Source organism: Hymenobacter sp. BT559 (assembly GCF_017571525.1).
GTDB classification, from domain to species: domain Bacteria; phylum Bacteroidota; class Bacteroidia; order Cytophagales; family Hymenobacteraceae; genus Hymenobacter; species Hymenobacter ginsengisoli.
Window position 1 is genome coordinate 84,598 of the sequence record NZ_JAGETY010000015.1, and the last position, 12,608, is coordinate 97,205.

The following is a 12,608-nucleotide window of genomic DNA, read 5'->3' on the forward strand; positions in this document are numbered from 1 at the left end:
TCTACCCTTAGCGTTTTAAGGCTGCCGATACAATACGCCCCCCTTCATCACGAGGCGCACCTGGCGCAGGGCCTGCACCTGCTGGGTGGGGTCGCCGGCCACGGCCACGAGGTCAGCAAGCAGGCCGGGGGCAATGCGGCCACGGTCGGCGAGGTGAAAGATGCGGGCGTTGCCGCTGGTAGCTTGGCGCAATACTTCGAGGGGCGTGAAGCCGTAATCCTGCACTAATAGCTCCATTTCCAAGGCATTGTCGCCGTGCGGAAATACGCCTACGTCGCCGCCCATGGCGAGGGTCACGCCGGCCTGGCGGGCAGCCTGCACGGCGCGGTGCTTGTCGATAATGCGCTGGGGGTCGGGGTCCTGGCCTTTTTTCCAGCCCCGGTAGCGCGAAATGGCATCGGAAGCGGCCACCGTGGGGCACAGCGCCACACCGCGCTCCTTCATCAACTTGAAGACTTCGGGCGTGCCGCCGTCGCCGTGCTCGATGGTTTCGACGCCGGCGAGCACGGCACGGCGCATGCCCTCGGCCGTGCTGGCGTGCGCCACCACGCCGCGACCAGTGGCACGGGCCGTTTGCACAATAAGCGTCAGCTCCTCAACCGAATACGTGGGCTGCGCCGAGCCGCCGGGGCCCCAGCGGTAGTCGGCGTATACCTTCACCACATCGGCGCCGTGGCCGATTTGCTCGCGCACCGCCCGCACGAGGTTATCGACTCCATCAGCCTCCTGGGCGCCCTGCGGCAGGTCTTCGACGGCCGCCAGGTGGGGGCCGTAGCTGCCCGTGGCTACCAGCGCCCTAGTGGCCACCAGCAGGCGCGGGCCCGGAATGATGCCTTCATCGATGGCCTGTTTCAGCCCCACATCGGCGTAGCCGGCGCCCTCGGTGCCAAGGTCGCGGGCGGTAGTGAAGCCGGCTTGCAGGGTCTTTTGGGCGTGTACCGTGGCGCGGGCCACGCGCAGGGCTAGCGGCTCGGTCAGCACCTGGTCGTTCCAGCTGGTTTCGTTGTAGGGGTGCAGCAGCAGGTGCGAGTGCCCCTCGATGAGGCCCGGCATAAGTGTGAGGCCGGGCAGCTCGATAGTGCGCGCCCCAGCCGGCGCCGGGAGGCTGGCGGCCGGGCCAGCGGCGGTTATTTTCTGGCCTTCTACCAGCACGGCCCAGCCGGGGTGCAGGGTTTGGCCATCGAAGACGGCGGCCGGGTGCAGCAAGGTAGCGGTGGGGTTCTGAACCGTTTGGGCAGTGGCTAGCCCAGGTAGCAGGAAGCAGAAAAGTAGCAGGCGGAAAACCATAGGCACGCGGCAGATAGTTAAAAAGTAAAGTACGGGTTATTGGCGCGGGGCTCCGGGCGCCATGCGGGTAATTGCACCACTAGCCCCCTTTTTGCACCCATTAAACTAAAGCGGCTTCATGAACTATTAGGGTCAGCCGCCCAGCACACGGTGTTCCTAAAGGCTCTAGTGCTGCATGCCGGGCATGTCGTGCGGCTTACTTCGGCCGAGTTGGTCGAGGGCCGCGCGGAAGCCCTGCGCCAGTTGGGTAGCCGGGCCACGGCCGTAGTAGTGCAAGAATATCATGCGGGGCTGGTCGAAGAGCATGTGGTTGTGCACGGCCACCACCTCCAGGTTGTGGGCCCGCAGGGTTTTGATGACGGCATTGACTTCGTGTTCGAGCATGGCAAGGTCGCCGGCAATGTGCGCATCGGCCTGCTTGCCCGCAAAAGCGGCCCAGGAATTCAGGCCCATGGCCGCGGTCATTTCGGTGTTCATCATCACCACTTGCAGGTCGTCGCGGCCCACGGTGTACTTGTAGGTCGGCCCATTCACGGTGCCCTGGCGCCCCATTATTTGGTCGAGCGCCGGCAGGTCGAACAGCTCTTTGCCCGTGGGCGCCGCAGAGGGGCTAGCGGTGTTGCCGGCCTGCGATGCTGGCGTCGGCGGACTCGGCGGCTGGTTGGCGGGCAGCAGCTTCGAGTCTTTGAGGGTGGCGGCAAACTTCTTGGCCAGCTCGGCCGGGGCGCCCATGCCGTGAATATGCATGTAAAAAATGCGCGGCTCTTCGTAGAAGAAGTGGTTGTGCACCGCGCCCACTTCCAGCCCATTAGCCTGCGCGGCCGACATCAGCGGGTTAACTTCCTCCTGCAGCAGCACCGTGTCGCTCATCAGCATGGCCGATTTGCCATCGAGCGTGTGCTTGATGGCCACCCAGCCGCCGAAGCCGAACGGAATCGGCACCGGCTCACCCTTGATGCGCATTTTCAAGTCGTTGCGCGGCAGCGGGGTGCTGTGCGTGGCCTGCGCCTCTACGTACGTACCCTTCTTGCCCAGCGCGGCTTCGATGCCAGCAATATCGGCGGCTGAGAGCGGCGGCGTTTTGCCTTTGGGCAGCGCGGCGGCCCTAGCCAGGGTCGCGTCGAAAGAAAGCAAGGAAGTGGCCCCTAGCAGTGCCGAAGCGCGCAGGGCATCGCGCCGGGAAATAGAGTGGCTCATGGGTCAGGCAGGAAAGGTGGGAAATAACTCGTAAAGCCCCTGAAAACCGCTACTCCCACCCTACTGGCCCGGGTGGTAGCTTTTCTCCACGTGCTTCTGCACGTCTTCGGGGTAAAACCACACGTCCTTGAATTTGCCTTCGCAGTAGAGCGGGGCCTGGTCGGTGAAGTGGGGGCTGGCGGGCTGGCTGCTGGCGCCGCCCGTCACCACCGAGCGGGCCACCACGCGGGGGCCAAACTCAACCACTGCCACGAAGCTGTTGCCCACGTAGCCGTAGCGCTTCTTGGTGCCGGGCCAGGTGTGGGCGCCGAAAGCGGCTAGCGAGCCCCAGGCCGACGACGTGAATGCCACCGGCCGGCTAGGTTGGGTATCGTCAAAGGTTTCGTTAATCTTGCCGGTGAGGCGCTGGTAGCGGTTCACCTCGCCCCACGGCACTTGCCACGAACCGAAATCGCGCTTCAGCTCGGCCTGGGTTTCGGCCAGGGCGGTTAGCTTTTCCTCGGGCGAGGTGTGGGTGATGACGAACTGGGTGAAGGGTATATAGCTCAGCGTTTGGCCGGCGGGCAGGCGGGTGCGGGCCAGCCGCTGCAAGCGCTCAGCCCAATAGATGGCTAGGGTCTGGGCCGTGGAGATGGCACTGTAGTTCAGGTTCCAGCCGCGCAGCACCTCAATGGCGGCGGCCGTGCCCTCGGGCGCGGTGCCGCCGGGCGCGTCGATGGTCAACTGGTAGTCATTGAACAGCGCGGGCAGCAGCTCCTCGAAGCCGGCCAGGTGCGGGTCGTCGGCCGCCGCGATGAGCGTATCGAGGGTAAACGCTTTTTTGCGGCTGAGCACCCTTACGGCGTTGATGCCGCGGTAGTTCTCGGCGTCGGGAGCCATGTAGGGCGGGTAGCTGAGGCGCTCGGGGCTGCTGCCGGGGCCCGATACCGTATAGGGTGTCGAGTTGCAGTTCTGGATGAAGCCGCTGGCCGGGTTTTTCACCTGCACCAGTTCCTCTACCTTGTGCAGGCCCTGCCACTCGGTGGCCTTAGTGCTGCCGTCCACGGGCTGGTTCCAGTCGTGGCCGGCGGGGCGGCGGGGCATGAAGTTGCCGTGCCAGTACGCAATGTTGCCCGAGTTGTCGGCAAAGACGGTGTTGTTGGAGGCATTGCCATTCAGGCGCATCACCTCCCGAAAGCTGGCGTAGTCCTTAGCCTTGGTGCGCAGGTAGCTTTGCTCCAGAGCTTCGAGCGGGGTGTCCATCATCTTTACCGTCACCCACTTATCGCCCTGCTGGCCTACTACCGGGCCGTGGGGCGTGCGGTAGGTAGTGAAGCGACGCTTGTGGCGCTGCCCGTCGCGGGTAAAGAAAAGCGTCAGCGTATCGGTGGGCAGGGCTAGCTGCTTGCCGTCGTACTGATACACGTACTTGCCGTCCTGCTCGCTCACCGTTTCGAGGTATTCATCCATCGAATCGGCTTGGCTCGACGTGTGCATCCAGCCGCATTTCTCATTGAAACCCTGATAGATAAAGAACTGCCCCCAGGTCACGGCGCCGTAGGCGTTGAGGCCCTGCTGGCTGGTCATCTGCACCTCCGAGCGGAAGTAGAACGAGGTGTGCGGATTGATAAGCAGCAGCGGGTGGCCGCTGGCGCTTTTGCTAGCCCCGATGGCGAAGCCGTTGGAGCCCACCGGCTCGTCGTCGGCCCGTAGCGGGTCGGCCTTAGGAAAAGGCGCCTGCCACGACGTTTTCTTGGGCTGGCTGTAAAACGCCTTAAGCCGGTCGAGCGGTACCACGCTCACGTTGCCCCCAATGCTGCCTTCGCTAAACAGCAGCGGCATCCAGGGTTGAAAGCGGTGCAGCAGCTTGGGCCGCACCGTGGGGTGCGTGGCCAGGTAGTAGTTGGCGCCGTCGGCGAAGGCGTGCAGCAGGTCTTTCATCCAGCGCGGGCTGCGCTGGTAGATGCCCACGGCCCGCGCCGAATCTAGAAACAAGCGCTGGCGCAGGTCTTCGTAGAGGGCGGCCTCGCCCTGCACCTCGGCCTGGCGGCCTAGTGCCGTGAGGTAGTTGTCCTCAACCCGCGCAAAATCGTCTTCGCACTGCGTATACAGCACGCCAAACACGGCGTCGGCATCGGTTTTGCCCGTGATGTGGGGCACGCCCCAGGTGTCGCGCACGATGCTGACGCGCTGGGCCTGCCGCTGCCAGCGGGCCATTTCGGCGGGGGTAAAAGCCTGAGCGCTAGCCTCAGCCGTGGCTAGTAGTAAAAGAAAAACGGAAAGCTTGCGCATGGATGAAATGGGCCGAGAGCACAGCCCGGGCGCAAGGTAGATAGGAGCACGAAATAGGCAGTAGCACGAAGCCGCTGCTTCGTGCGCGAGCGCAGCGAGCAGGCGGGGCCGGACACAGCCCTAGCGACCATGCTCGCGGTGCTCGCGCACAAAGCAGCGGCTTCGTGCTACTGCCTATTTCAGCACTGGCAGCAGCGATTTCTTGATGTAGGCAGCGCTTTGCGCGATGCTTTGGTAGGCGTCCATTCCGAAGTTTTCCTGCTCTACAAACAGGTGCTGCAAGCCAGCGGTGCGGGCCTGGGCGAAGATTTTGCGGAAGTCAATCGAGCCCGACCCAATCTCCGTATTCAGCTCAGGCTTAGCCTTGTCCATATCCTTCACGTGCCACAGCGGAAAGCGCCTGGGGTGCGCCTGCATCAGCTTGACGGGGTCTTGGCCGGCACGCACCACCCAGTACAAATCCAGCTCAAAATCGACCAGCTTCGGGTCAGTTTCTTTGAGCATCACGTCAAAAAGCGACACCCCGCCGATGGGCTTGAACTCGAAGTCGTGGTTGTGGTAGCCTAGCCGCAAGCCTGCCTGTTGGCACAGCTTGCCGGCTTGGTTGAGCCGCGCCGCTAGGGTCTTAAAATCGGCCACCGACTTACGCACGCTCTCATCGAGGTGCGGCACAATGACGTAGCGCTGCCCGCAAGCCTTGGCCGCGTCGATGCAGGGTTGCAGCGAGGCGGCTTTGCCATCACGCATAAAATCGCCCAGCTCGTAGTGCCCGCTCGATGTGCTGAGGCCATTGGCCGCCAGGGCCGCCTTAAACTGCACGGGCGTAAGGCCCCAGAAGTGCGTGCTAGGGCTGTAACCGTAGGTTTCGACTTCCTGGTAGCCGGCCTTGGCTATTTTGGCTAGGGTGCCTTTCACGTCGGCCCCAATGGTTTCGCGCAGCGAGTACAGCTGCAAGCCTATTTTCATCGGGGCGGGGGCGGCCAGTAGCAGGCCAGGTTGGGCGCAAGCCACGGCCGCCAGGGCGCCTGCTTGCTTCAAAAAATCGCGACGGTGCGTCATAGTTCAGGTCAGGTGGTTTTGAGGTTGCGTTGCGTCAATTCGCGCACGGCGTGGTCGACGGCGCGGGCCGTGAGGGCCATGTAGGTGAGTGAGGGGTTTTGGGTCGAGGTCGAGGTCATGGCCGCGCCGTCGGTCACGAACACGTTGGGGCAGGCGTGCAGCTGGTTCCACTTATTAAGCATCGAGGTGCGCGGGTCGGTGCCCATGCGCACGCCGCCCATCTCGTGGATGTCGAGGCCGGGGGCCTGGTGCGAGTCGTTGGTTTTAATATTTGTGAAGCCCGCGTTGGTAAACATCTCCGTAAACTGCTCGAAGAAATCCTGCTTCATCTTCGCATCATTGTCGTCATAAGCTACTGCTATACTGAGCAGTGGCATCCCCCATTCATCCTTGCGGCTAGGGTCGAGGCGCACGTAGTTGGTTTCCTTCGGGATGGTTTCGCCCATCATGCCCGCCCCGATGTACCATGGGCTCAGGGCCGGCTTTTCAAGCTGCTTTTTGAGGTCGGTGCCGAAGCCGTGCCGGGGCTGCACCCGGCCGCGCGAGGCCCCAAAGCTGGTGGCGTAGCCGCGCAAAAAGTCGGTTTCCTGCTTAAACACATTGCGAAAGCGCGGGATGTAGCCGCCGCCCGCCGGGTTGCGCCCGTCGGTGGTGAATTGCTGCAAGCCTTCATACTCCGCAAAAACCCTAGCGCTGTAGTTGTGAAACGCCACGTACTTGCCCAGCACGCCGCTGTCGTTGCCCAGCCCGTTGGGGAAGCGGCTGGAGGTCGAATTGAGCAACAACAAGTTGGTATTCAGAGCGCCCGCATTCACAAACAGCACCGGCGCGTAGTACTCGGTAGTGGCCTTGGTGTGCGCGTCGATAACCCGGATGCCGGTGGCGCGACCCTTCTGCTCGTCGTAGAGGATGCTCTGCACCACCAAATCGGGGGCTAGCGTGAGGTGGCCCGACTTCATCGCCCACGGTAAGGTCGAGGAGTTGCTGCTGAAATAGCCACCAAACGGGCAGCCGCGCTGGCACAGCGTCCGGTTTTGGCACTGCACGCGTCCCTGCTCATAGTGAATGGGTTGCGGCTTCGACAAGTGCGCGCAGCGGGCGCTGATAACGTGGCGGTCGGGGTGGGTTTTCTGCAGATGCTCCCGGAAGTGGTCTTCCACTGCATTGAGCGGGAAGCCGGGCATAAACTCGCCATCGGGCAGCGCCGCTAGCCCATCTCGGTTGCCGCTGATGCCCGCAAACTTCTCCACGTGGCTGTACCACGGCGCCAGGTCGTCGTAGCCGATGGGCCAGGGCACGGCAAAGCCGTCGCGGGCCGGCCCTTCAAAGTCGTAGTTGCTCCAGCGCTGCGTCTGGCGGGCCCACAGCAGCGACTTGCCGCCCACCTGGTAGCCCCGAATCCAGTCAAACGGTTTTTCCTGCACGTAGGGGTGCTCGGCATCCTTCACCACAAAGTGCATGGCGTCTTCCTTAAACACGTAGCAGCGGCTGGCAATGGGATTGGCCTGCTGCACGTCGTAGGGCACCTTGCCGCCGTGGGCAAACTCCCAGGGATTAAGGTTGGTAGTGGGGTAATCCTTGTTGTGCACCACGTTGCGGCCACGCTCCACCACCAGTGTCTTCAAGCCCTTGCCGGTCAGCTCCTTGGCTGCCCAGCCGCCGCTCATGCCCGAGCCAATCACGATGGCGTCGAACGTGCGCTCCTTGATGCTGTCAATATTAAGATTGGCCATGATGCGGAACGGCTAAATTGACTTTACTCACCGGAAAATACCCGTCGTAGCGCCCCGGCACCAGCTCGTACACTACCTGCTTGGTCATGAAGTATTTGCTACCCGTGTAGCCATCGATGGCCAGCTGCCGCGCCGCCCGATAAAAGGCCGCTAGCTCATCACTGAACTGCGTGGGCTGCTCATCAATACGCTGCAGCAGCGCCGTGCGCTGCGCCGCCGCGCTCGCTCCAAACGACTGCCCTAGCTGCCTGGTAGCCGCTGCATCGAGCTGCCCCAGGCCGGCCACGAAGGTTTGCTGCTCCTTGGGCGGGGTGCAGTCATCGAGCATTTTCAGCACGTAGAGGTGCAGGCTCAGGTCTTTAGCGCCGGGCGTGTCGGTGCGCGGAATGAGCGTTTCGCAGACCTCCGCGAGCAGTTTTTCCTGGTTGGCATTCAGCGCCAGGTGTTTCAGGGGGTACGTGGCCGCCTGCTCGTCGTGGCTCTGCGACAGGCAGCCGGGCAGCAGCGCGGCGGCCCCCGCCACCAGGGTAAGGTGCCTAACGGCTAATCGCCGATTCATCATGCAAGTAGAAAAAGGATGGGATGCTGCAAAGTACACCCGATAACCCGCAGACCTTGCTGACACCCTACTGCCGGATAAATCAGCCGTACTATTTGCTAGAATAGTACCACCCTTGGCTTCCAGCTACCCTTACCCAGTCGGCCCACCCTAGTGGCGTATTTTTACGGCAGCTAACCCCGTTTTGGCCGCCATTCGCTAACGTCGAAACGGCATGAAAAAAGGTCAGAGACATTATCTCTGACCTTTCCAACCAAAACACCTTAAAAAACTATTCTTTCACGCTAGGTACAACAAACAACTTGGCAAAAGATTCCGGCTGTCTGAAGATTTTCTTAGCTGCCTAAAATAATAACCTGATTCTCAACTAGTGAAAAATATAAACAACTCCTCCGACGAGCCTCGGGCCGACTTTATGCGCGAAGCCATCCGGCTTTCGCTCGAAAAAATGCAGGCCGGTTTTGGTGGGCCGTTCGGGGCAGTGGTAGTGAAAGACGGGCAGATTATCGCCCGCGGCTTCAACCAGGTTACCAGCACCCACGACCCTACCTGCCACGCCGAGGTCGATGCCATTCGCAAGGCCTGCCAGGTGCTGGGCACCTTCCAGCTCGACGGCTGCGACCTCTACACCAGCTGCGAGCCCTGCCCCATGTGCCTGGGCGCCATCTACTGGGCGCGCCCCGCCAGGGTCTTCTATGCGAATACCAAGGCCGATGCCGCCGCCGTCGGCTTCGACGACCAATTCATCTACGACGAAATAGAGAAGCCTCTCGACCAGCGCCAGCTGCCCATGCAGCAGTTCCTGCGCGACGAGGCGCAGGTGTCGTTTCAGGCCTGGGCTGCCCACGAGAGCCGCACCGACTATTAGGGCGTTTTAATGGCCGTGGCCTCAATTTCGACCAGCATCCGCGGGTCGATGAGGGCTGCCACCTGCACCATGGCGGTCACCGGCCTGATTTGGCTGAAAACCTCGCCGTGGGCGCGGCCCACGGCCTCCCATTTACTGATGTCGGTCACGAAAATGCGGGTGCGCACCACGTGTTCGAGGCTGGCGCCGGCTTGGTGCAGCGCCTCGGCTATCTTCTCCAGAATGCGCTTGGTTTGAGCATATTCGTCAGCACCGCTGATACTATCGCCATCCTGCGCCGTGGTGCCGGCCACCTCCACCACATTGCCCACGCGCACTGCCCGCGAGTAGCCCACGCTAGCCTCCCAGGGCGCACCCGATGAAATAAGTTGTCGCATAAAACAGGTAATGAGTGATAAAGTCAACAAGGCTGCCCGCCGGCTAGCCCTGCACCGGCAACTCAAATAAGCTAACTGTTGCGTTGTGGTAATGCGCCGGCAAGCCGGCCGTATCGGTGAGCACCGCTAGCCCCAGGTAAGTGAAGCCGCAGGCGGTGTAGTGCCTGATGAGCCCGTGGTTTTCCCCAACGGTGTCGAGGCGCACAAACTTTTTCTGGTGCTGCCGGGCATAGTCCCGGGCCCAGGCCACGATATCCGCGACCCAGCTGTGGCCCCGAAACTCAGGGTTGGTGGCAATGCGGTGGATGTACACGGCGGGGTCGGCATTGCGGGCGCCCCAAATCTGCGGGTCGTCAAACGTGATGGCCCACACGCAGGCAATGGCATCGCCCAGCATCAGCTTCCACTGCCGGCCTTCGGCGAGCTCCTGCGCCACCATACTGCGGTCAAAGTCGGGCCATACCACAGTACCCTTCACGGCCACCTGATAGGCACTGGCGAGCCGGTAGAGCCGAAAAATCTCGTCGATATCGGCTGGCGTGCTAAGTAGTAGCTGCTTTTGAAGCGTAGAATCGGCCATGGGCGTAGTATTGAAATTCGAATAGAGGGCTAGCCATAAAGCAAAGCACCCGCTACCCCTGGCGGGATAACGGGTGCAAGCTACTCAGCTATTCGCGCAAGCAGCGTGGGTTATACGTCGAGCTTGGCATACTTGGCGTTCTGCTCGATGAAGTCGCGGCGCGGCGCCACTTCGTCGCCCATCAGCATCGAGAACAGGTGGTCCGACTCGGCGGCCGACTCTACGGTTACCTGCTTCAGGGTGCGGGTTTCGGGCTGCATGGTGGTGGTCCAGAGCTGCTCGGCATTCATTTCGCCGAGGCCTTTGTAGCGCTGCACGTTCACGGTTTCGGGCTTGCCACGGCCGAGCTCTTCGGTGGCGGCGGCGCGGTCCTCTTCGGTCCAGCAGTAGCGCTCCTCTTTGCCGCGCTTCACGAGGTAGAGCGGCGGTAGGGCGATGTAGATGTAGCCCTGGTCCACGAGCTGCCGCATGTAGCGGAAGAAGAACGTGAGGATAAGCGTGCGGATGTGCGAGCCGTCAATATCAGCATCGGTCATGATGATGATTTTGTGGTAGCGCAGCTTGTCGAAGTTCAGCGGGCCGGTTTCGTTGCCCTCGTCGTCGGTGCCGAAGGCCAGCGACTTGCGCTCGTTGAACGTGACCCCTAGCGCGGTAATCATGTTCTTGATTTCCTCGTTTTCCAGGATTTTGTGCTCCTGGGCTTTCTCCACGTTCAGGATTTTACCGCGCAGCGGCAAAATGGCCTGAAACGCCCGGTTGCGGCCCTGCTTGGCGGTGCCGCCGGCCGAGTCACCTTCTACCAGGTACAGCTCACACACCGCGGGGTCCGAGTCGGAGCAGTCGGCCAGCTTGCCGGGCAAGGAGTTGGAGCCCAGCACGTTTTTGCGCTGCACCATGTCCTTGGCCTTGCGGGCGGCGATGCGGGCTTTGGCGGCCAGTATCACCTTGTCCATGATTTTGTTGGCCTGGCCGGGGTTTTCCTCCAGGTACTGCGTCAGGATTTCGCCCACCACGGTGTTCACCGCGCCGCTTACTTCCGAGTTGCCGAGCTTGGTCTTGGTCTGGCCCTCAAACTGCGGCTCCTGCACTTTCACCGAGATAACGGCCGTGAGGCCCTCGCGGAAGTCGTCGCCGGTGATTTCCACCTTGGCTTTCTCAAACAGTTGCTTCTTGTCGCCATACGCCTTCAGCACCCGCGTCACGGCCGAGCGGAAGCCACCTACGTGCGTGCCACCCTCAATGGTGTTGATGTTGTTGACGTAGGAATAGACGTTTTCCTGGTACGAGGTATTGTACTGCAAGGCCACCTCGACCGGCGTGCCGCCCTTCTCGCTTTCCACATAGATGGGCTCGGCGAGCAGCGAAGGACGCTCGGTGCCATCGAGGTACTGCACGAAGTCGCGCAGGCCACCCTGCGAGTAAAACTCCTCGTAGCGGAAGCCTTCGGCATCGACGTGGCCCACGGCAGCGTCGCCCAGCGGCTTCTCGCGGCGGTCGGTCAGGGTAATGCGGATGCCCTTATTCAGGAACGACAAGTCGCGCAGGCGGCTGGCGATGGTGGCGTAGCGGTACTCTGTTTCCGAAAAGATGCTGGGGTCGGGCAGGAACTGCACCTCCGTGCCGTGCTCGTCGGTGTCACCGATTTCCTTTACCGGATACAGCGGGTGGCCGATGGTATACTCCTGCTGGTACACGTGGCCCTTGCGGCGCACGGTTACTTTGAGGTCGGTGCTGAGCGCGTTTACGCAGCTCACGCCCACGCCGTGCAGGCCGCCCGACACTTTGTACGAGTCTTTGTCAAACTTACCGCCGGCGTGCAGCACAGTCAGCACCACTTCGAGGGCCGAGCGGCCTTCTTTGGCGTGCCAGTCCACGGGAATACCCCGGCCGTTGTCACGGACGGTTACCGAATTATTTTCATTAATCGTAACCTGAATAAGGTCGCAGTGCCCGGCTAGGGCCTCATCAATGGAGTTATCGACTACCTCCCACACCAGGTGGTGCAGGCCCTTGATACCCGTGTCGCCGATGTACATACTGGGGCGCTTGCGCACCGCCTCCAGCCCTTCCAGCACCTGAATGCTATCGGCCGAATAATCGGCGGGGGCTTTCTTTTCTACTACTTCACTCATGCGAGAGAGGGGGTTAAACCGACCGGAAATACGGTCAGGAAGAGAACATCCAAAGGTACTCTTTTAGCTCCATTTAGCCTAGCTTTTGCCCACCTTTTTCAGGGGAAATTCAGACACAAAAAAAGCCCCTGTTGAGGCCGGCAGGGGCTTTTTTTATACGCTAAAAGCTATGCTGGCTACTGGTATACGCCCGCTACGATAGTGCCGAAGCAGAAGCCGTAACCAGCTTCTTTGGTGTACGCAGCGGTGGGCAGCACCCGCTGGTAGCCAGTTGCCGCCCGCCGCGGCCTAAAGTCGAATTTAAATAAGGACACTGCTGAGCAACCAGCGTGTTTTCATAGCAGTAAGCAGAGGCAGCCACCAGCTAACCGGCCGCATATACTTGCTGATGGCTAGTCGCTTACTATCTCAAATGCACTCAGCTACCGACTCGGCGCCGGCGGCGTTAGCATAAGTATGGGTGTGGTAGCTGGGAAAGTGTTTCTTCACCTCTTCGGGGCCTAGCTGGTCGTACTCGCCGGCGCCCAGCTCGCCCATGAAGTAGC

The 12,608-nt window shown here is 61.5% G+C and carries 11 protein-coding genes; 1 reads left to right on the plus strand and 10 read right to left on the minus strand.

The genetic code is table 11. The features are described 5' to 3' along the window. Positions 1-15: 15 nt before the first annotated feature. From J4D99_RS18280 to J4D99_RS18305, 6 genes are all read right to left on the minus strand, one after another. The gene (locus J4D99_RS18280; protein ID WP_208133221.1) at positions 16-1,287 is read right to left on the minus strand and encodes a metal-dependent hydrolase family protein; all 1,272 of its coding nucleotides are present in this window, start codon (positions 1,285-1,287) and stop codon (positions 16-18) included. Between the two features lie 165 nt (positions 1,288-1,452). Beyond that, complete coding sequence (locus J4D99_RS18285; protein ID WP_208133185.1) at positions 1,453-2,484, minus strand: DUF1259 domain-containing protein; 1,032 nt, start codon at positions 2,482-2,484, stop codon at positions 1,453-1,455. Positions 2,485-2,544: 60 nt separating this feature from the next. Continuing rightward, positions 2,545-4,755 carry a penicillin acylase family protein gene (locus J4D99_RS18290; protein ID WP_208133186.1) on the minus strand — a complete coding sequence of 737 codons (2,211 nt, stop codon included), beginning with the start codon at positions 4,753-4,755 and terminating at the stop codon, positions 2,545-2,547. Between the two features lie 174 nt (positions 4,756-4,929). Next, a complete protein-coding gene (locus J4D99_RS18295) occupies positions 4,930-5,814 on the minus strand; it encodes a sugar phosphate isomerase/epimerase family protein (protein WP_208133187.1) in 885 nt (294 codons plus the stop codon). Positions 5,815-5,822: 8 nt separating this feature from the next. Beyond that, complete coding sequence (locus J4D99_RS18300) at positions 5,823-7,547, minus strand: GMC oxidoreductase (RefSeq protein WP_208133188.1); 1,725 nt, start codon at positions 7,545-7,547, stop codon at positions 5,823-5,825. Then, on the minus strand, positions 7,534-8,106 hold the full coding sequence (locus tag J4D99_RS18305; protein ID WP_208133189.1) for a gluconate 2-dehydrogenase subunit 3 family protein: 573 nt from the start codon (positions 8,104-8,106) through the stop codon (positions 7,534-7,536). The genes J4D99_RS18300 and J4D99_RS18305 overlap by 14 nt, the downstream gene beginning before the upstream one ends. Before the next feature lie 415 nt (positions 8,107-8,521). On the opposite strand from J4D99_RS18305, the gene J4D99_RS18310 reads away from it, so the two are divergent. Further along, positions 8,522-8,974 carry a nucleoside deaminase gene (locus tag J4D99_RS18310; RefSeq protein ID WP_208133222.1) on the plus strand — a complete coding sequence of 151 codons (453 nt, stop codon included), beginning with the start codon at positions 8,522-8,524 and terminating at the stop codon, positions 8,972-8,974. Here J4D99_RS18310 and J4D99_RS18315 read toward each other — a convergent pair. The 4 genes from J4D99_RS18315 to J4D99_RS22035 all read right to left on the minus strand — a co-directional run bounded on the left by J4D99_RS18315 (position 8,971) and on the right by J4D99_RS22035 (position 12,600). Then, positions 8,971-9,351 (minus strand): RidA family protein, encoded by a 381-nt coding sequence (locus tag J4D99_RS18315; protein WP_208133190.1) that lies wholly within the window; start codon positions 9,349-9,351, stop codon positions 8,971-8,973. The genes J4D99_RS18310 and J4D99_RS18315 overlap by 4 nt on opposite strands. A 43-nt stretch (positions 9,352-9,394) precedes the next feature. Then, positions 9,395-9,931, minus strand: coding sequence for a GNAT family N-acetyltransferase (locus J4D99_RS18320; protein WP_208133191.1), 537 nt, complete (start codon positions 9,929-9,931; stop codon positions 9,395-9,397). 110 nt (positions 9,932-10,041) lie between these two features. Continuing rightward, positions 10,042-12,063: a DNA topoisomerase (ATP-hydrolyzing) subunit B gene (gene gyrB / locus J4D99_RS18325; RefSeq protein WP_208133192.1), complete on the minus strand. Its 2,022-nt coding sequence runs from the start codon at positions 12,061-12,063 to the stop codon at positions 10,042-10,044. A gap of 408 nt (positions 12,064-12,471) precedes the next feature. Next, complete coding sequence (locus J4D99_RS22035) at positions 12,472-12,600, minus strand: hypothetical protein (RefSeq protein WP_255555149.1); 129 nt, start codon at positions 12,598-12,600, stop codon at positions 12,472-12,474. Between the last annotated feature and the right edge of the window lie 8 nt (positions 12,601-12,608).